Raw genomic sequence first — 20,571 nt, 5'->3', positions numbered from 1 at the left:
GCCATGAAAAGAAAAATCTTTACATGCTCAATCTGTCGCGGTGGCGCATAGCGGGTCTTTCGCGCAACGCATTGGGCGGCGTCTGCAATTGTCAGGCCGCCCTTTATTGCGGCACCTCCGAACGCTTGCCCTGCGCATCGCCTTGGAACAGGATGCGGTACAAGGCCGGTGCCGCGATAAGCGTCAGGATCGACGCAAAGGCAAGCCCGCCCATGATGGTGATCGCCATGGAAACGAAGAACGCATCACCCAGCAGCGGGGCCATGCCAAGGATCGTCGTCGCAGCGGCCAGCATCACCGGACGCAGACGCGAGACCGAGGCACTTTCAATGGCGCGATCCAGATCCGGTTCCTCGGCGCGGACAAGGTCGATTTCCTCGACCAGAACGATCCCGTTCTTGATCAGCATCCCGGACAGGCTCAGCAACCCCAGAAGCGCCGTGAAGGTGAACGGCAGCCCGGTGCCCAGCAGGCCCAGTACGACGCCGTTCACGCTCATCGGGACAAGCAGCCAGATGATCAAGGGCTGGCGCAGCGCATTGAACAGCAGCACCGAGATCAGTACCATGATCAGGATGCTCACCGGCAGCTGACCGGCAAGGCTTTCGTTGGCGTTGCGCGCGTTCTCATACTCCCCGCCCCATTCGAAGGTATAGCCCCGCGGCAGTTCGATTGCCTCAACGGCATCCCGAATCTCGGCATGGACCTGCGCGGCGGTCATATCGGCGGGAATACCGGCCTGCACGGTGATCGTCGGCACCCGGTCCCGCCGCATCAAAAGCGTATTCTCGGGAACAAGGTCGAAGCCGTCGATCACCTGTTGCAGCGGCACGAAACTGCCCGCGCTGTCGGAAAAGACGACCCGGTCCATCAGCGACAGTTGGGGGGTGTCCTTGTCCCGTATCACGATCGGGACACTGCGGTCGTCCTCGCGATAGTTGCCAACGGTGATACCGTCGTTGGCGACCCGCAGGGTCGTGGCGATGTCGTCGCGCGTCACACCCGCCGTTTGCGCCCGGTCTTCGGCGTATAGCGGGCGCAAGGCCAATTCCTGTTCCCGCCAATCGTTGCGCAGGTGGCTAAGGTTGTCGCTGGCCTCGCGCATGGCGGCTTCTGCCTGCGCGGCAAGCCGGCGAAGCGTCACCGGGTCGGGCCCGGAGAAACGTGCCGCAATCGGCGCCCCGCCGCCGGGGCCAAAGACCATGCGCTCGGTGCGGAATTCACCGGGCAAGGATTGTGTCCCGAAGGCGTCCAGATCGGCCCGCAGCGGCGGGATATCCTCCAGCGTTTCGGTACGAATGATCAAGTGTCCGTAGCTGGGGTTCGGTCGCTCCCCCTGGTATGTCAACAGGAAACGGTCCGCCCCCTCGCCCACGAAGGCGCTGACACTGACAACCTCGTCACGTGCCAACAGCCAGTTTTCGACCTTTGCAAGGTCTTCGCTCGTGCTGTGGATATCCGTACCCTGAGGCAGCTTGTAATGCACAAGGAAAAGCGGCGTGTTGGAATTGGGAAAGAACTGCTGCGCAACCCGGCCAAAGCCCGCGTAACATGCCGCGGTGATCCCGATCAGCAGCAGCACCACCATCCAGCGCGCGCGCAACGCCCGCCGCAGTATCGCGCCATAGGCTTGGAAGAGGGCCCCGCCATAAGGGTCGCCCGCATCTTCGGTCCCTCGCAGGAACAGCATATGCGCCAAAAGCGGCGTCACCGTGATCGCAAGAATCCAGCTCAGCAACAGCGAGATACCTATGACCGCGAAAAGCGAAAACAGGAATTCGCCCGTGCTGTCCGGCGACAGCCCGATCCCGGCAAAGGCCATGATCCCGATAACCGTGGCCCCCAGAAGCGGCACCTGCGTGCGCTGGGTCGTCTCGTCGGCGGCCCCGCGTGAGGATTTGCCCTGCGCCATGGATTTCTGCATCCCCTCGGCGACCACGATGGCGTTGTCCACCAGCATCCCCATCGCGATGATCAATGCGCCCAGCGATATGCGCTCCATCTGGATCGCGAAAATCCCCATGAAAAACAGCGTGCCCACAACCGTCAGAAGAAGCGTTCCACCGACCACGACCGCGGCCCGCCAGCCCATGAACAGCGCCAACACCACCACGACGATGGCAACGGATGTGGCAAGATTGATCAGAAAGGCCTGCGAGCTTTCGTCGACAACCTCATGTTGCGCATAGATCGTTTGCAGCTGCACACCGACCGGCAGATTGTCCATCAACGTATCAAGCCGCGCATCGACACGGTTGCCGACATCCACGATATTCTCGGTCGAAATCCCCGCAATGCCCAGCGTGATCGCCTCTTGCCCATTGTACCGGATCATCAGGCCGGGTGTTTCGACCCGCTCGCGGTGCACCTGCGCAAAATCCGCAAGGTTAAGCACCTGCCCCTCGACCCCGATGGTCAATCCCGCGATCTCGCCCACGCTGTCCGATCCCTCGGGATAGGTGATGCGCGCGCGCACGCCGCCCTGCTTGACCGTTCCAGCATCCGCCACGGAATTGGCATTGTTGATCGCGTCCACGAAAGCCAGGGGTGAAATGTCCTGCGTGGCGTAAAGCGCCGGGATCGCATCGACAAAGATCGCCTCTTCAGGCAGGCCACCGACACTGACATCGGCGACACCGTCGACAGCAAGGATTTCACGCCGCAGGTAGGTGGCGATCTGGTGTATCTCGGCATCCGTGAAGCCCGGTGCCGTCAGCGCATAATACACCCCGAACACATCGCCGAACTGGTCGTTGACCGTTGGCGTACCGGCGCCATCCGGCAGCCGGGGCGCGGCCTCGGCCACGCGGGCGCGCAGCTTGTCCCAGATTTGGGGCAGCTCGTCACCGCCGATGGTATCGCGAATGATCACGTCAATCGTCGACAGTCCCGGCTGGTTGATCGAGTTGATCTCGTCAACTTCGCCCATCTGCTGGATTGCCGATTCCAGTCGTTCGCTGACTTCAATTGCGACTTCCTCGGCGCTTGCGCCGGGGTACTGGGTCACGACGACGGCCTGCTTGATGGTAAAGTCGGGGTCTTCAAGCCGCCCCAGCGTCAGGAAAGCCCAGATGCCACCGAAAAGAAGACCGAGGATAAGAATCCAGATGAAAAGGGGCCGATCAATGGAGGCGCGTGCGATTGACATCTGCGCGCCTTTCAATTCGACAGGCCGGTGAAACGGCGCACGCTTTGCCCGTCCCGAAGCATATTCGCCCCCGCAACAACGATTTCGGCGCCCGGTTCCAACCCTTCACGCAGGACATATTCCCCATCCTGCCCGCTTTCGAGTTCGACAGGCACCTCGGAGACAACCCCTGTGCCATCCCCGCCGGAGGCTTCGAAAACCATCACCGAGGTTCCGCCATCCGGCGCGATCACGATGGCCGCGGGCGGCAGGACGATCGGGGCATTCCGCACCGGGATCTGCGCGATGACCGACGCCACCGTACCGGGAAGGATGCCCGGCCCGGGGGCCTCTTGCATGGCAAGGGTGATCGAAAAGCTTTGACCGATCTGGCTGGCTTCGGCGTTGAATTCGCGCGGCACAAGCGGGATTGTTCGGCTCTCCCCCGGAAAGCGCAGTTTCAGGTCGATGCTTTTGGGATCACCGCCATTTTCGCCGCTGACCTGCCGGAACAGTTGTTCAGGCACATCAATTTCGACGTGCCATTCGCTGACATCATGCAGACGCACCACCGGCGTGCCGGCTTGCACGGTCGTGAAATTCGCCACGTTCCGCGATGCAACAAGCCCGGTGAACGGCGCCGACAGCGTCGCAAGTTCCAACGCGCGCTCGGCGTCGCGCACGGCAATACCGGCCAGTTCGGCGGCGGTCTGGGCATCCTCAAGGCTGGCCTGACTACGCGAATTGGCCGAAAGTTGTTCCAGCCTGCGCAATGTCCTCTGGGCCCGTGCCTGTTCGGCCCTTGCGCGGTCAAGCGCAAGTTGGAAGGGTTCAAGATCAAGCTTGGCGATCAGGCCGCCTTTTTCGATCGCGTCCCCTTCGAGCACCGGGAATTCAAGCAATTGCCCGGAAACCTGGAAACTAAGATCAACCGTTTCCCGCGCCGAGACCGTGCCGAAGAATTGCCGGGTTATCCTGTCGGTGCCTGCATCGACAACGGTGGTCTTGACCGGCTTCGGCATTGGCGCATCGGCGTCCTGCGCAGCGGCGCCGATGGGAAACAGCAGACCAAGACCAACCAGAGTTGCAACAAGAATTCGCATCGACAGGCCCCGCGTATCTACGTTTGGGAAGGCATATGAAGGCTTCGACCTTTGATTGCAAATCACAAAAGCCCGCGAATCGCTTTACCACCGGTCACCCGCCGCGCCCCGCAAAATCCGTCTCGCGCCGGGGTGGTCCAACAGGTGCAGACCCCGCCTAAAGCGATGCCGCCGCGCGGCTGGCTTGGTCGTATTGCCCGGAAAGCCCCCGCAGGACGCGGGCGAAATCCCGCAGTTCCTCACCGCTCAACCCGGTGCCCCCGGACACGTCCAGCAAACACTGCCGCCGCACATCGCGATAGGCCTCGCAAAGCGAGGCGCCTTCGCTGGACGTTCTGTAAAACACTTCCTTGCCACGCTTTTCGGATACGATCAGCCCCGCCTTGGACAGCTTGCGCAGGGCATAATTCACCGTGTGGGTATCCTCGATGTTGAGAAGAAAGCAAATATCCGAAAGCCGCTTGTCGCGATTGCGGTGGTTCGCATTGTGCAAGATCAGGATATCAAGCGGGTTAAGGTCGGCATGCCCCGCCGCCGCCATGCATCGCGTCATCCACCGGGAAAAGGCGTTGAAGGCAATGATCAACCCGAATTCGAACTCCGACATCTCCCAACCTTCGCCCTCGGCAAGGTGTCGGGATGAAACGATACGGCGGCTTTCGGATTGCGGATTTGTCATGAATTCGGACCCTTTTTGCATTCAAAACGCAAGCGTTTCGAAAACTTTTTCCCACTTTGAAGCGGCTGACGTTTTTCGTCAAGCCAATGGGTCTAACCGAGTAATGCCCCAGCAAAGGGCTTTGCTTGCCACCCCCTATAATTATAAAACGTTGACAAAATGCCAACGTTACGTAAGCCTTGCGCAAAGAACAACCATAATCAGGGAGCTAAAAATGACCATGACACGCATTCTGGGCAGCGCGGCCGTCGCACTGACGGCCTTTGCCTTTTCCGCCAAGGCCGAGACCTGGGATATGCCCACGCCCTATCCCGATGCCACCTTCCACACGGTGAACATCCAGGAATTCGCCAATGACATCGACGAGGCGACAGGCGGCGACCTGACCATCAAGGTCCATTCCGCCGGGTCCTTGTTCAAACATCCCGAAATCAGCAAAGCGGTTCGCAGCGGCCAAGTCCCGGCCGGGGAATTCTTCCTGTCGCTTCTGGCCAATGACAACCCGGTCTTCGGCGCGGATTCGCTGCCGTTCCTGGCAACCAGCTACGATCAGGCCCGCCAACTGTGGGAAGCCCAGAACGAAGTGATCACCGATCTTCTGGATGCCCAGGGCCTGATGGCGCTTTACGCCGTGCCCTGGCCGCCGCAGGGGCTTTATACCACCAAGGAAATCACCTCGGTCGATGATCTGGCCGGCCTGAAATTCCGCACCTACAACGCCACGCTGGAACAGTTCGCCAACCTTGCCGGGGCCGCCCCCACACAGGTTGAAGTGCCCGACATTCCACAGGCCTTCAGCACCGGGCGCGTCGAGGCGATGATCACCTCGCCCTCGACCGGCGTGAACTCGAAAGCCTGGGATTTCCTGTCGCATTACACCGACATTCAGGCCTGGATTCCCAAAAATATCGTCGTGGTGAACAAGCGCGCCTTCCGCAGGTTGGATGAAGACACCCGCAATGCCGTCCTCGAGGCCGCCGAAGCCGCCGAAGCACGCGGTTGGGAAATGAGCATGGCCGAGTCGCAGGAAATGGTGAAGGTCCTGGAAGAAAACGGAATTTCCGTCAGCCAACCCTCCGACGAGCTGATGAATGGCCTGCGCGCCATCGGGGACCAGATGCTGGAAAGCTGGAAATCCGACGCCGGTGATGCCGGTCAGCAGCTTCTCGACGCCTACAAAGGCTAAGCGGCCCCGGCCCGAGGCGCGCGGCAAGACGCGCCCGGGCCAATTTCCTTTGCGATCCACAGGGAGGATCCCCAGATGCGGCGCTTTCTCGATACGCTCTACCGGCTGGCCGGTGGGCTTGCGGCCCTTTTCATCGTGGCCATCGTGGCCTTGGTCTTTGCGCAGGTCGTCTTGAACCTTGCCGACAAGATCACCGCGGCGGTGACCGGCGCGGGCCTTGGCGTGACCATCCCCTCCTATTCGGATTTCACGGGGTTCTTCCTTGCGGCGGCCAGTTTCATGGCGCTGGCCTACACGCTGCGCGCGGGCGGTCATATCCGGGTGACGCTTGTCACCCGCAGCTTCAGCCCACGCATGCAGCATGTCTTCGAAATCGGGATCACGGCGCTGGCCTTGGCGATGTCCGCCTTCGCGGCCTACTACATGATCCTTCTGGTCATCGAATCCCATGAATTCGGCGACAAAAGCGCCGGCATGGTTTCGGTGCCGCTGTGGATTCCGCAACTGCCCGTCGCGGCGGGCCTTTCCATTCTTACCCTTGCCTTGGCCGATGAGCTTTTCAGCCTGCTGCGCGGCCACGAGGCCAGTTGGAGCGGCAAAGGCGAAAACCTTCTGAACGAGTGAGGCCCCGCCATGTCTGTTGCACTGCTCTCCATCATCCTGCTGATGTTGCTGTTCGCGTTTCTTGGCGCGGGGCTCTGGGTTGCCTTTGCGCTGCTTGGGGTCGGCGTCGCCGCCATGGCACTTTTCACCGACGCGCCGCTGGGCCTTGTCATGGCGACAACCATCTGGGGCCACGGCAATTCATGGGCGCTGGCCGCGCTGCCCCTGTTCATATGGATGGGCGAAATCCTGTTCCGGTCACGCCTGTCGGACGATATGTTTTCAGGGCTGTCGCCATGGATGACCCGCCTTCCGGGGCAGTTGTTGCACGTGAATGTCTTTGCCTGCGGGATTTTCGCGGCGGTTTCCGGTTCTTCGGCGGCCACCGCCGCAACCATCGGCAAACTGTCGATCCCGGAACTGTCACGGCGGGGCTACCCCGAGAAAATGGTCATCGGCACGCTGGCCGGCTCGGCAACCCTTGGCCTGCTCATCCCGCCGTCGATCATCCTGATCGTTTACGGCGTGGCCACCGAGCAATCCATCGCCCGGCTTTTCGTGGCCGGTGTCTTGCCGGGGATCGTGCTGGTCTCGCTTTTCGTGGGCTACGTGATCGTCTGGGCACTGATCAACCGGCGCCGCCTGCCGGACGAATCGCTTTCCGTCGGCCTGGCGGAACGGCTTCGGCGGTCCCGGCGGCTTATTCCGGTCGTGCTTTTGATCCTCGGCGTGATCGGGTCGATCTATGCCGGTCTGGCCTCGCCCACGGACGCGGCCGCCGTGGGGGTCGTGCTGGCGCTTTTGATGTCATGGAGCAGCGGGTCACTCACCCGGCAAAGCTTTATCGACGGGTTGATGGGCGCCACGGTCACATCCTGCATGATCGCCTTCATCCTGGCCGGGGCGTCCTTCCTGACGGTTGCCATGGGCTTTACCGGCATTCCCCGCATCCTTGCCGAATGGATCGGCTCACTGGGCCTTTCGACCTTCACGCTTTTGGCGGCGCTGACGGTGTTCTTCGTCATCATGGGATGTTTTCTTGATGGCATTTCCGTCGTCGTGCTGACGGCCTCGGTGATCATGCCCATGGTCCTGGAGGCGGGGATCGACCCGCTCTGGTTCGGCATCTTTCTGGTGATCGTCGTGGAAATGTCCCAGATCACACCGCCTGTCGGGTTCAACCTTTTCGTCATCCAATCCCTGACGGGGCGGGATATCCTGTTCGTCGCCTTGGCTGCACTGCCGTTTTTCCTGTTGATGGTGGCCGCCTTGGTGTTGATTACTGTCTTTCCACAGATCGTCACCTACCTGCCGCAGCAAATGTAGCGTCTTGGGCCTGCGCGCGCTTCGGCCTTGGCCAAAAGAAACGTAACCCGCATGCCCAAACGGCAGAAGCGAGAAAAGACATGACCCAAAGCCCCTACAACACCGGCCTCGACCGGACCCCGGCCAACTTTCAGCCACTGACCCCACTCAGCTTCCTGGAACGCGCGGCCAGCGTCTTCCCCGATCACACCGCCATGGTCCACGGTGATTTACGCCGCGATTACAGGGATTTCTACGCCCGCTCGCGGGCTTTGGCCTCGGCACTGGCATCGCGGGGCATGGGGCGCGGCGATACGGTCTCGGCCATGCTTGCCAATACTCCCGCGATGCTGGAATGCCATTACGGCGTGCCAATGTGCGGCGCGGTCCTGCATTCGATCAATACCCGCCTTGATGCGGCGATCATCGCCTTTCAACTGGATCATGCCATGGCGAAAATCGTCATCGTGGACCGCGAATTCGCACCCCTGATGGCCGAGGCTTTGGCGCTGGCCAAGGTCACCCCCGAGGTGATCCAATACGACGATCCCGAATACACCGGCCCCGGCACCATGGACGGGGCCGAGGATTACGAGGATTTCGTCGCCTCGGGCGATCCCGCATTCGAATGGCTCATGCCCGAGGATGAATGGGACGCGATCTCGATCAACTACACCTCCGGCACCACGGGTGATCCCAAGGGCGTGGTCTCGCACCATCGCGGGGCCTATCTTCTGGCGCAGGGCAACGCGCTGACCACCTCGATGGCCAAGCACAGTGTTTACCTCTGGACCCTGCCGATGTTCCATTGCAACGGCTGGTGCTTTCCCTGGACGCTCTCGGCCATCATCGGCACCCACGTCTGCCTGCGGCAGGTCCGGTCCGAACCGATCTGGCGCGCGCTAGCCGAAGAAGGGGTCACGCATCTGTGCGGCGCGCCCATCGTGATGTCGCTCATTGAAAGCGCCCCGGCCGACGAAAAGCGCGAACTTGACCGCCGGGTGCAGTTCTTCACCGCCGCCACCCCGCCCCCCGAAAGCCTTCTGGCCAGCATGGATGCCGCCGGGTTCGACGTAACACACCTCTATGGCCTGACCGAAACCTATGGCCCGGCGGTGGTCAACGAATGGCACGGCGATTGGTCCGCCCTGCCCGCCACCGAACAGGCCCGCCTGAAGGCGCGGCAAGGCGTGCGCTACCTGCCGCTTGAACAGCTTGACGTGCTGGACCCCGACACCATGCAGCCCGTCCCGCGCGACGGTGAAACCATGGGCGAGGTCATGTTCCGCGGCAACGTGGTGATGAAGGGCTATTTCCGTAACGCGGACGCCACGCAAAAGGCCCTGTCGGGCGGCTGGTTCCATTCCGGCGACCTGGGCGTCGTGCATCCCGATGGCTATATCCAGCTCAAGGACCGTTCCAAGGACATCATCATCTCGGGAGGCGAGAATATTTCCTCTATCGAAGTGGAAGAGGCGCTCTACCGCCACGCGGCGGTGGCCGTGGCCGCCGTGGTGGCCATGCCGCACGAGAAATGGGGCGAAACCCCCTGTGCCTTCGTCGAGTTGAACGCAGGCCATAAGGCGGACGAGGCAACCCTGCGCATATGGTGCCGCGCGCATCTGGCGCACTACAAGGTGCCCGGGCGGATCATCTTCGAAACCATCCCCCGCACCTCGACCGGCAAGATTCAGAAATTCGTCCTGCGCGACCGCGCGTCGGAGTTGACAACCTGACACCACCCTGCCCGGCACAGGCCGGGCGGATCATCCCATCTTGCTTGTATTGCCTGCGCCGAAGGTCAGACCGCCACCGGGGATGACAGGGCCGTGACCGATTGAACCCACGCCAAAAGGGCCTCTTGCGTCGGCTCCACCTGCACCGCCAGATCGCCTGCAAAATCCTCGAAGGCGGGCTTGTTCATCGCGTTCAGGCCGACAAGCACCGACACCTCCATCGCAAGGGCCTTGCCGATAATATCGCGAAACCCGCGCCCCTCTGCTTCATGCTTACCGAACTTGTTGATGATCAGCAAATCCGCCTGCGGCGTCAGCCCCTCTTCGACAAGACCCACCGAGGCCTCCAGCCCCGAAGGATCAAGCCGGCAACCACGCGCATTGGCCCCAAGGTTCTGGCTGATGCGTAACACCGGCCCCTTGGGCAAAACCATCACATCCATATCGCACAGATGCGTGTCCGGGCGCTCGGTATTGATCTGCACGGTGCCACGGCACCGAATGCCACGCGCCTCAAGGGCCCCCGCAAGCCGCGCCAGAATAAGGTCCGTATCGCCGCGCCCCGGCGACATCGTGTAGGCAATGTTCATTTCTCGCACCTCGACCGGCACAGAATGGCAGGTTTTGCCCCAGGGCACCACCCGGGCCACCAGCCGGCAGATGCGCCGCGGGCCTGCACGCCCGCCCGCTTCAGCCCGCGCGCGATACGCTGCCCAAAAGGCTTGTAGCCACGAAAAACAGTGCCGCGACACAAACGATGGTCGGGCCTGCGGGCGTGTCGAACATATAGGCCGCGCGCAGCCCGATCACCGCCGCCCCTGCCCCCAGGGCGGCCGCCGCGAATGCCATGCCCTCGGGCGTGCGCGAAAGCGGCCGTGCGGCGGCGGCGGGAATGATCAACATCGCCGCGATCAACAACACCCCCACCACCTTGATCGCCACCGCAACCGTAATCGCCAAGGCCAGCGTCAGGATCAGTTTCTCACGCTTGGGATCAATCCCGCTGGCATGGGCCAAATCCTCGTTCAGGGTCGAGGTCAAAAGCCCCGACCACCGCCAGCCGATCAAGCCGACAACCAAGGCGGCCCCACCCCAGATTACCGCAAGATCACCCGTTGATACCGCCAGAATATCACCGAAAAGATAGGCCATCAGGTCAATCCGAATGCCCGACAGGAACGACACCGCGACCAGCCCGAAGGCCAGGGCCGAATGCGCCAGCACCCCAAGCAACGTATCCATGGCATAGCCGCGCCCGGTCAACAGGGTCACCGCCAAGGCCATCACCAGGGCCACCGCCATCGCCCCGGCAAAAACCGAGATTTGCAACGCCAGCGACAGCGCCACCCCCAAAACGGCGGCATGCGCCGTGGCATCCCCGAAATAGGCCATCCGCCGCCAGACGACGAAACTGCCCAAGGGGGCGGCGGCACAGGCCACGCCAAGCCCCGCCAGCGTGGCGCGCATCATGAAATCGTCCAGTATCATTCGGCAGCCTCGGTATGATCGTGTGCGTGATCGTGATCGCAGGCCCCATCGTGGGCATGGTCGTGATCGTGTCGATAAAGCGCCAGCGCCCCGCCCGTTCCGCTGCCGAACAGCGCCCGGTATTCCGGCGCCGAGGATACCTTTTCCGGCGTCCCCTCACAGCAGACATGCCCATTCAGGCAAATCACCCTGTCCGAGGCGCTCATCACCACGTGCAATTCATGGCTGATCATCAAGACGGCACAGCCGGTTTCGCGCCGTACCTCCTCGATGCGCCGGTAAAAAGCGGCCGATCCGGGTTGGTCAAGGCCCTGCGTGGCCTCATCCAGCAAGATGAGATCGGGCAGGTTGATCAGCGCACGCGCCAGAAGAACCCGCTGGAACTGCCCCCCCGACAGGCCCGACATCTGCCGCGCGGCAAGGTCGGGCACCCCTGCGGCTTCAAGCGCCTTGAGACAGGCCCGCTTGTCCACCGGCCCCGGCAGGCGCAAAAACCGCTCCACCGTGATCGGCAAGGTCGGGTCAATATGCAGTCTTTGCGGAACATAGCCGATCCGCAGGCCCGGTTTCCGGGTGACCCGCCCCGCCGATGGGGTCACCGCCCCGATGATCGCCCGCAGCAAACTGGTCTTGCCCGATCCATTGGGGCCGACAACCGTCACGATCTCGCCCGGCTCGATCGTGACCGATACATCGTGCAGCACCGTGGACGCGCCGTAACGGACGCTCAGGTTCTGAAGCGACAAAAGGCTCATGCCTGCGCCTTTTCCGAACAGGCCGGGCAAATGCCCTCGGCCTCGACCACCGTGCGCTCGATCTGGAACCCGGCGTCACGCGCGGCTTGGCCCAAGGCCCCCCGCGTCGGCCCTGCGCTGGCCTCAGCCACCGAATCGCACAGCCGGCAGATCATGAAAACCGGGGAATGGCTGGTCCCCGGATGGGCACAGGCAATGAAGGCATTCAGCCGCTCGATCTTATGGGCAAAACCATTCGCCACAAGGAAATCAAGCGCGCGATAGGCCACCGGCGGCTGCGAGCCGAAGCCCGCATCGCGCAAACGGTCAAGCACCTCGTAGGCCCCAAGCGCGCGATGCTCCTGCAACAGGATTTCAAGCGCCTTGCGACGCACCGGCGTAAATTGCAGCCCCTCGGCGTTACAACGTGCTTCGGCGGCGGCCATCGCTGTCTCGACGCAATGATCATGGTCATGCGCGGCAAATCCCAAGGCTTCCGTTGCGGGGTCGGACTTCGAAGATACGGGGCTTGTCATGTTATCTCATATCATATATCGCGGCATCAATGTTATAAAATCACACGGAGCCCAGGATGTCCAGAAACCTTCTCCCGCTTTCCTTTGCCGCTGCGCTTCTGGCGGGCACGGCCATGGCCGATGTCCCCGAGGTCGCAACCGATATCGCACCGGTTCATTCCCTTGTCGCGCGGGTGATGGCCGATGTGGGCACCCCCGACCTGATCGTGCAGCCCGGCGCAAGCCCGCATGAATACAGCCTCCGCCCCTCCGAAGCCCAGGCCCTGCAAGACGCGGACCTTGTATTCTGGATCGGGCCGGACCTGACACCATGGCTCGATGACGCCATTGAAACGCTTGCCGGCAACGCCGAGGTGACAGCGCTGGCCAAGCTGGACAAGACCAAGACCCTGCCAACACGCGAAAGCGCGCTTTTCGAAGCCCACAATCACGATCATGGCAGCGCCCACGATGATCACGGACACGGCGAAGAAGACCACGCGCATGGCCACGAAGACAGCCATGACCACGATCATGACCACGACCACGGTCATGACCATGGCCACGATGAAGCGCATGATCACGATCACGATCACGACACGCATGATCATTCCCATGATCACGACACACACGACCATGCGCAGGAAGACGGCCACGCCGAAGGCCACGGCCACCACCATGGCGCATATGACCCCCATGTCTGGCTCTCCCCGGAAAACGCCGCCGCATGGCTGAACGCCATCGCGGCCAAACTCTCCGCCGCCGATCCCGAAAACGCGAGCACCTATTACGCCAATGCCGCAGCGGCCCGGGACGAGCTGACCGCCCTGTCACAAGAGATCAACATCACGCTGGCCCCTGTGCGCGGCAAGAACTTCGTCGTGTTCCACGATGCCTATCAATACTTCGAAGACAGCTTCGATATCCCGGCCTCCGGTGCCATCTCGGTCTCCGACGCCAGCGATCCAAGCCCGGCGCGAATCGAGGAGATCCGGGCGCGCGTCACCCAAGAGGGCATCACCTGCGTCTTGTCCGAGCCACAGTTCGACCCCGGTGTCGTATCGGCCATCCTGCAAGGGTCCGAGGTGAAGACAGGCGTGCTTGACCCGCTCGGGGCAAGCCTTGAACCCGGCCCGGCCCTCTATCCGCAGATCCTGCGCAACCTCGCACAGGCCTTGGCCACCTGCCTCTGACGCCTCCGTTCGGCGGCGGGCCATCCCGCCGCCGGTCAATTGCCGCCCTTGGGCACGTCACGGGGGCCAAGGGCGCTCTTTCCACTGACGATATCGCCTTCAGGCTCGTCGGCGGCGTCTGTACGTTCCAGACCTTCCCGGGGGCACGCCGAAAAACCACGACCTACCGCCACTGCCCAATCATCCGAAACCCGGCCCAATAAAAGGGATGCGTCACACCGGGATAGGCATCGGCCTTGGACTCTTGCAAGGCGGCACCGCCGCGCAGGGCCCCGCCCGCATCGGCCAGGTTCGCGCCCTTGGCGAAGAACCGCTGCGTGGAATGAAGCGCCTCTGACCGGCTCGCACCGGCTTTCAACTGTTCGTAAAACCGCCCCATGAAGGCCGCCGTCGAGACATCGGCCACCGGCCAAAGCGTGGCCAGCACACTGCGCACGCCCTCGTATTGCATTTCGGTGGCAAGGCTTTCCAATTCCGATCCATTGCCAACCCCTGTCCGACAGGCCGACAGCACCAGCATATGCACATCGGCGAAATCGAACCGGCCCCGCCGCGCGCCCTTTTTCAACTCCGCGATACTGACGGTCTCACCGTTCCCCAACAGCAGACGCGAGGTATCTTCGCTTTCGGTCAAATCGAAATGCGTGGCGACATGGACAATCGGCGCGCCCGACTCCAGGGCCGTTTCCAAGGTCCCGGCATCAAAGCGGTCATCCAGCCAGGCACGCCCGGGCAGGATAGCGGCCTGCTTGCCTTCAATGCCGACGATGCTTTCCAACTCCTGCCGCACGTAGGGCAATGGCTCAAACCCATCGCCGCCCCGCGACGCGCCCAGCGCCTCGACCTCAAGATCCTCCAGCGGCTCGTCATCCAGAAGCAGATCGCGAGAGGCCGGGGTAAACGTGACGTAATTGCGCCGCTCCACAAGCCAGCCGCGCGCGTCGCGCAGGGCCGCCACCGGCACGTAACGCATCACACCGTCCAGCACCAAAAGCACCTGACCGTCGGCGGGCAAAACGTCAAGCGCCTCTTCCACAGGTGCCCAAACCGCCTTGTAAAAGGCTTCCGCTGCCGGGGCCGGGTCCATCCGCGGATTGCCCAGCGCGGCGCGCAAATCCTCGATATCCCGGGTCAGGGCCTCCTGTCCGATTTCAAGTTCGCGGTGCTCGGTGCCCGCGCCCGTCACGATCAGGAAATGCGTCCGCTCGGGCAGCGACACGGAATAGACCATGGCCACGCTGTCCAAACGGTCCAACCGCCCCGCCAACCGCCGCAGGGTCCGCGACGACACCTCGCGCGCCAAGTCGACGCTGGCGTCGGTATCCATCGCGTCCAACGCATCGGACAATTCATCAAGGCTGTCGGACAAGGCGAGGTGTGCTGCGTCCAACTTGGCCTCGACCTCCGCGATCGCATCGGCCTCCTCCTCGGGCAGGGCCTCAAGGCGCTGCTCCAAGGCGATCATCTCGCGCATGGGCAACCCGTGAATACGCGTCATGATCGCCTCCTGCTCGCCCGACATGGGCACCGGGTCAAAGGCCGCGCCAACGCGCCCGCTGTCCCCCCCGGAATAGCGATAGGTCTCGAAATCCTTCAACTGCGCCAGGATGACCTGCGCCTCGTCGAAGTAATCGTTGCGGATCAAAAGATCGGCCATCCGCCGGTATTGATCGGACAGCAGATCGCGGAAACAGTTTTGCAGGTTCTGCGGCAATTCCAACAACTTGCCACGCGCCGATTGCAGGTGGTTCACCGCGGATTTGGCCAGGGCCAACCCGGCGGCCTCGGCCCCGATGTCGAACAACAGGTCGCTGCCCTTCCGCTGATTACAGGCCATCTCCATGTGATACACCAAGGACCCGGTGATATGGCGGCTTTGGTCATTGATGGATTTGGCAATGGCGACCGATTTGTAAACCGCTTCCTCGGCCTGTCCAAGGTTGCCCAGCTCGGCCAGGATCCGCGCCCGCTCTTGGTAAAGCGGCACAAGCAAAGCCGATTCTCCCAGCCCCTTGGTCTTGTCCGCGATACGCTCGTCGATACCCGTCAACCGCAGATCGGCAGGCTGCGTGCTTTCGATCCGAAGCGGGGTGAAATCCTCCCGCGTCGCCAGGCGATAGCGCACCTCCTTCAGCATCAGGCGCAATTCACCGGTCTGTTCGGCGCGGGTTTCGGCCAGCACATCCAAAAGCGTGCCGATATCGTCCAATTGCCCGGCATCCGGCGTCACCCCGTCGCGCACGGACCCCATCAGGAAGGTCAGCGCCTGGCGCAACGTGTAATCCACCGCCTCAAGATCGAAGCTGGCGGCCCCCGGGCCCAGCGCCTTGATCCGCTTGGCGGCCATGTCGAAATTGCCCAGGAACAGCGCCGCGCCCACGATTGCCGCCTGCGCCTCGGCCTCGCCCGCGTCCGCCTTGGCCTCCAACCATGTCCAGCCCGGGCCGATGGCATCATCCCCGAACCGGCCCACCACCGACAACAGCGCCAGCCGCGCGGCCTCCTCCGCCTCCAATCCATCCAGTGCGCCGCGCATGGCCTCGGAAGCGTCCCGCGGTGACGCACCCCCCTGCATGGCCAGCCACAGGCCCGCATCGGCATTGCCCGCCGCCTTGGCGGCGGCCAAGACATCCGCCGCTTCGGTCGGGCCTTGCGCAACCTGCGGATTGGCGCTCAGCAACCGGCCAAGGCGGAACTGCGCCTCCGGGGCCCCTCCCGCCCGGCGATACCAGTTGGCGGCATTGGCCAAATGCAGCTTCTGCTTGGCCAGCTTGCCACAATCCACCAACAGAACAAGGCAACTCACGCGCACCTCTTCGTACCGGCGGCCCAGCTTGATCACATCCTTGGTGTTCTCGTCGAACACCGCCTGCAAGACCGGCGCCAAGGGATCATCGTCTTGCGCGAACGCCCGGTTCAAGCGCCGCTCGGCCTTGATATCCCCCCGCGACGCCCCCGTCAGGTACAACGCGGCCGCCTCTTGCAAGGCGTCGGGCGTGCCATCCTCGATCAGTATCTCGGCATATTTGCGCATGGCGCGCGGATGCTTCTGATTGGAAGACCGGCGATACCAATACCTTGCCTTCTTGTCGCTCTGCTCCACCCCCAGACCCTTTTGATAAAGCTCGGCGATGTTGGACTTGGCGACGGCACTATTGCTTTTGAAATACCACTTGATCCCCGCCTCGGGGTCGGCCTCGGTACCCGCCCCATTGGTCAGCGCATAACCCAACGACAGAAAGGCCCGCTCTTCATCCTTTTGCGCGGCTTGCGAATACAACTCGAATGCCTTTTCAAGGTCCTGCTCAACCCCGCGTCCATCACCATAGGCAATCGCCAGTTTATGCATGGCATAGGCGTATCCGTCCTCAACCGCCTCCTGGTACCACTTCACGGCGGTCTGCTCGTCGCGGGTCACGCCGATGCCGTTGAACAACATGTCGGCAATCGTCGCCTGCGTCCGGCGGTTCCCCATCTCGGCCCCGATCATGCTCAGCCGCGCGGCCTCGGCATAATCCTGCGGCACACCACGCCCGAAGTAATAGGCCACCCCAAGCTCGTCATAGGCGGCGGCATACCCCAGTTTCGCGGCCTTGCGCCATGCTTTGACGGCTTTCTCATGCGCCCCGGCAGTATCGAACCGATACAATCTGCCCAAGGCGTAATAGGCCTTGGCATAGCCATTGTCGCCCGCCTTGGTGAACAGCGCGGCGGCCTTGTCGAGGTCTTTCGCAACCCCGTTGCCGAAACGATAGAGGTTTGCCAGTTGATAAGTGGAATAGTTGTTCCCCAGCGCATCCCCCTTTTCCCACCACGCCCGCGCGACGGCATCGTCGCGCTTGACCCCTTTCTCATACCGGTAAGCCCGCCCCAGCTCGGCCATGGCACGCGGTGACCGGCCCTTGGCCGCAAGCTTGTACCACGTCACCGCCTCCGCCATATGTGCCTCATTGGCGTCATCGCCATACATCAGGTTTCGGGCAAGGTTCTCCGCGGCAAAGGGGTTGCCGCCCTCGGCGGCCTTGCGCCGCACCGCTTGGCCGCGCTCGGGGTCGTAAAAGGCGCCATCCTCGTCCATTAGCATGTTGGAAAGGTTCGACATGGCAAACAGGTTGCCCGCCGCCGCCGCGCGCTCGAAATACCCGAAGGCCAATGCCGGATCGGCCCAGGGTTCATCCTTGTCGTCGAACATCACCCCGAGATAGGCCAAGGCATCGGGGTCATCGCTGTCGCGGATATCGTCCAGCAGGTCAAAAGCCCGCCGTTGCTGGCCCAGCTTGTTGTAAACCCGCGCCAGATGGGCACGGCTTGCATGGTCGGCGGGGTCTGCCTCAACCGCCGCCTCGCAGGCTAGCAAGGCGGCCTCGGTCCTGATGTCATCGAACCGCACCCCGATCGCCGGGGATTGCATCGGGGCCGCCAGTTCGGCACAGGACGCAGCCCACCCCGTGGCCGGCACCAAGGCAAGCACGCCTGCCACAAGTAGGGAATAAAAACGTATCACGTGGATCGGCCGCCTCATCATGGTCAAACCCGAATGATAGACGGCAGGGGATTCGATGCAAGGCCAAGCCAAGCCACGCGCCGGATTTGACGGGTCGGGAAAAATCACTAACACTTTGCCGCTCAAGCCTTCTTAGCGCGAACAGGTGCCCCATGCTGTCCCGAATTCTTGGCATTTGCCAAACCGTCTGCCGTTTTTCCGGGCTCTTCACCTTGGCACTTTGGGGCCCGCTGCACGCGTCACCCGTTTTGGCCGGGAACAATCACGCCCTGCTTGTTGGGGCCGCCACCTATCCGGCCCTCGACGAACGCTACTGGCTCAAGGGCACCACCAACGACGTCGCGCTTGTCCACGATTACCTTGTGAATGCGGCCCCCATTCCCTTCACCCCGCAAGACATCACCCTTCTGGGCGAAACCGACAATGCCGACGGCCCGGCAACGCTGGCGCGTATCCGCGCCGCCTTCGACGCGCTCGAAACCTCCGTCGCCCCGGGAGATTTCGTCTATCTGCACTTCGCAGGCCACGGCACACAGGCCCCGGCCCGCGACCCGGCAACGGAAATCGACGGTCTGGACGAATTGTTCCTGCCCGTCGATATCGGCCCATGGGCAAACGCGGCTGGCAAGGTCGAAAACGCCCTCGTGGACGATGAGATCGGCCAAAGGATCGCCGCCCTGCGCGCCCGCGGGGCCAATGTCTGGGCGGTGTTCGACAGTTGCCACTCCGGCACCGTCACCCGCAGCGCGCCCAGCGGCGAAGACAAGGTCGTGATGCGCAAACTGGGCCCCGACGTGCTTGGCATCCCCGGCAACACCCTGCCGGTCACGCCCGAGGATACCGCCCTCGACATCGCCGGCGCCCCCACCACGCGCGCCCTGCCCGGCAACGCGCAGGAAAAAGGCGCCTTCGTGGCCTTCTACGCCGCGCAAACCAATGAACCCACGCCCGAGATGAACATGCCCCCCGGCAAGACGGGCCGCAAACCCCATGGGGTCTTCACCTTCACCTTGTTCCAGTCGCTGGCCGCGAACGGCAACATGACCTACGAACAACTGGGCCAAGAGGTGCTGCGCCGCTATGCCGTCTCGCGGCTGGCCCGCTCCACCCCTTACTTCGAAGGCGATCTGGATCGCCCGGTCTTCGGGCGGGGCGATGCGGGCCGCCTTGCCCAATGGCCGCTCACGCCCGACTATGAAACCGGCACGGTCTCAATCCCGGCGGGCACGCTCTTTGGGCTGAACGAGGGCGACAGGCTGGCCATCATGGCCTCTCCCGCCGATCCGGGGACCGCCGCCTTGGGTCATGCCCGGATTACCCGCGCCAGCGCGCTTGAGGCCAACGCCGCGCCGATTGCCACCGAAACCCGGGACGCCCTCGCACTGGGTGATATCCCGCGTGGGGCCTACCTGCGCAAACTCGAAACCGGCCTCGACTTCCAATTGCAGATCGCCCTGCCCGAATTGAACGGCCCCGCCACACAGGCCGCGCACGCGGCCACGCGCGCACTTGCGGCAAACGGCACCCTGGGGCCGCGCATCACCTTCGTCGATCCCGGCGCCCCCGCCGACCTGCGCCTTGCCATCGCCCCGCAAAGCCCCCGGCCCGATGCGGTCTGGGTGCTGCCCGCCTCCGGCCTCTTCGATCCGCAAGCGCCCTCCATCTCGACGGCGGACAAGGACACCGGGGCACTGACCTCGGCCATGGGCGACACCCTGTCGAAAATGGCCCGCGCCCTCAATGTCATGCGCATGGGCGATGCCTTTGGCGCCGCCTCGCTGGATGTCGAGGTCACACTGCAAACCCGCAACCCCAACGAGGCGGGCAAGACAGAGCTGACCCCGATCAGCACCGCCAAGGTGCCACGCATGATCCCGGGGGATGAACTGCATATCATGGCGCTGAACAACATGGGTCAGGCCGTGGACCTCAACGCGCTCTACATCGACGCCAATTACAGCATCAGCCACATGTGGAAGGGCCGGATGCAACCCGGCGACCGCCTCGACAAGGGGCTGGTCGGCATCACCGACAGCGCCTTTGGCCGCGAGCGTCTGGTCGTGGTTGTCTCCCCTGCCGCGCGCGGCACCCTGATACAGGACCTGTCCTTTCTGGAACAGGACAGCGTGATCACGACCCGGGAGCAAAACGCAGGCACCCCGGCCAACCTGTCCGATATCGCCTCCGCCCTGGACGTGGCCGCCTTCGGGACAACCATGCGCGGCGGCTCCAGCCTCACGCAGGACGACAGCCCCAAGGCCAGTGTCCGGCAATTCGAGTTGAACGTGGCCCCCACGCGTTGACACCGGCGAAGGTCAGGCCGCGATAACCGCCGTACCGCGTCACATGACCGCCAGCTTCGCCACCAAGGACGGCCCTCGAATGCCGCTGAAAGACC

14 protein-coding genes are annotated in these 20,571 nt (G+C 63.0%); 6 read left to right on the top strand and 8 right to left on the bottom strand.

Annotation, left to right across the window (positions count from 1 at the left end; translation table 11 throughout):
* Positions 1-103 precede the first annotated feature (103 nt).
* The 3 genes from RBB32_RS06980 to RBB32_RS06970 all read right to left on the bottom strand — a co-directional run bounded on the left by RBB32_RS06980 (position 104) and on the right by RBB32_RS06970 (position 4,909).
* Complete coding sequence (locus tag RBB32_RS06980) at positions 104-3,148, bottom strand: efflux RND transporter permease subunit (protein WP_306151986.1); 3,045 nt, start codon at positions 3,146-3,148, stop codon at positions 104-106.
* An 11-nt stretch (positions 3,149-3,159) separates the two neighbouring features.
* Complete coding sequence (locus RBB32_RS06975; RefSeq protein WP_306151985.1) at positions 3,160-4,230, bottom strand: efflux RND transporter periplasmic adaptor subunit; 1,071 nt, start codon at positions 4,228-4,230, stop codon at positions 3,160-3,162.
* A 157-nt stretch (positions 4,231-4,387) separates the two neighbouring features.
* Positions 4,388-4,909 (bottom strand): winged helix DNA-binding protein, encoded by a 522-nt coding sequence (locus RBB32_RS06970; RefSeq protein WP_306151984.1) that lies wholly within the window; start codon positions 4,907-4,909, stop codon positions 4,388-4,390.
* A 214-nt stretch (positions 4,910-5,123) separates the two neighbouring features.
* Between RBB32_RS06970 and RBB32_RS06965 the strand changes: the two genes are divergently transcribed.
* The 4 genes from RBB32_RS06965 to RBB32_RS06950 all read left to right on the top strand — a co-directional run bounded on the left by RBB32_RS06965 (position 5,124) and on the right by RBB32_RS06950 (position 9,739).
* Positions 5,124-6,095, top strand: a complete 972-nt coding sequence (locus RBB32_RS06965; RefSeq protein ID WP_306151983.1) for a TRAP transporter substrate-binding protein — start codon at positions 5,124-5,126, stop codon at positions 6,093-6,095.
* A gap of 75 nt (positions 6,096-6,170) precedes the next feature.
* A complete protein-coding gene (locus RBB32_RS06960) occupies positions 6,171-6,719 on the top strand; it encodes a TRAP transporter small permease (RefSeq protein ID WP_306151982.1) in 549 nt (182 codons plus the stop codon).
* 9 nt (positions 6,720-6,728) lie between these two features.
* Positions 6,729-8,024: a TRAP transporter large permease gene (locus RBB32_RS06955; RefSeq protein ID WP_306151981.1), complete on the top strand. Its 1,296-nt coding sequence runs from the start codon at positions 6,729-6,731 to the stop codon at positions 8,022-8,024.
* Between the two features lie 80 nt (positions 8,025-8,104).
* Positions 8,105-9,739 carry an acyl-CoA synthetase gene (locus RBB32_RS06950; RefSeq protein WP_306151980.1) on the top strand — a complete coding sequence of 545 codons (1,635 nt, stop codon included), beginning with the start codon at positions 8,105-8,107 and terminating at the stop codon, positions 9,737-9,739.
* Between the two features lie 65 nt (positions 9,740-9,804).
* Here RBB32_RS06950 and RBB32_RS06945 read toward each other — a convergent pair whose 3' ends face one another.
* The 4 genes from RBB32_RS06945 to RBB32_RS06930 all read right to left on the bottom strand — a co-directional run bounded on the left by RBB32_RS06945 (position 9,805) and on the right by RBB32_RS06930 (position 12,497).
* Complete coding sequence (locus RBB32_RS06945; protein ID WP_306151979.1) at positions 9,805-10,329, bottom strand: DUF2478 domain-containing protein; 525 nt, start codon at positions 10,327-10,329, stop codon at positions 9,805-9,807.
* Between the two features lie 100 nt (positions 10,330-10,429).
* The gene (locus RBB32_RS06940; protein ID WP_306152052.1) at positions 10,430-11,224 is read right to left on the bottom strand and encodes a metal ABC transporter permease; all 795 of its coding nucleotides are present in this window, start codon (positions 11,222-11,224) and stop codon (positions 10,430-10,432) included.
* Entirely contained in the window at positions 11,224-11,982 is a 759-nt protein-coding gene (locus RBB32_RS06935; protein WP_306151978.1) for an ATP-binding cassette domain-containing protein, read from the bottom strand. Before RBB32_RS06935 ends, RBB32_RS06940 begins: the two co-directional genes overlap by 1 nt.
* Positions 11,979-12,497 (bottom strand): transcriptional repressor, encoded by a 519-nt coding sequence (locus RBB32_RS06930; RefSeq protein WP_306151977.1) that lies wholly within the window; start codon positions 12,495-12,497, stop codon positions 11,979-11,981. The genes RBB32_RS06935 and RBB32_RS06930 overlap by 4 nt, the downstream gene beginning before the upstream one ends.
* A 56-nt stretch (positions 12,498-12,553) precedes the next feature.
* On the opposite strand from RBB32_RS06930, the gene RBB32_RS06925 reads away from it, so the two are divergent.
* Positions 12,554-13,669, top strand: coding sequence for a zinc ABC transporter substrate-binding protein (locus RBB32_RS06925; RefSeq protein WP_306151976.1), 1,116 nt, complete (start codon positions 12,554-12,556; stop codon positions 13,667-13,669).
* Between the two features lie 163 nt (positions 13,670-13,832).
* On the opposite strand, the gene RBB32_RS06920 is transcribed toward RBB32_RS06925, so the two are convergent.
* Complete coding sequence (locus tag RBB32_RS06920) at positions 13,833-18,173, bottom strand: CHAT domain-containing protein (protein ID WP_306151975.1); 4,341 nt, start codon at positions 18,171-18,173, stop codon at positions 13,833-13,835.
* A gap of 212 nt (positions 18,174-18,385) precedes the next feature.
* On the opposite strand from RBB32_RS06920, the gene RBB32_RS06915 reads away from it, so the two are divergent.
* On the top strand, positions 18,386-20,476 hold the full coding sequence (locus RBB32_RS06915) for a caspase family protein (RefSeq protein WP_306151974.1): 2,091 nt from the start codon (positions 18,386-18,388) through the stop codon (positions 20,474-20,476).
* Positions 20,477-20,571 lie beyond the last annotated feature (95 nt).

It is taken from the genome of Roseovarius sp. MMSF_3281, assembly GCF_030733685.1.
Lineage (GTDB): Bacteria > Pseudomonadota > Alphaproteobacteria > Rhodobacterales > Rhodobacteraceae > Roseovarius.
The sequence above is the reverse complement of the archived record's forward strand: the minus strand, read 5'-3'. Positions and strand labels throughout refer to the sequence as shown.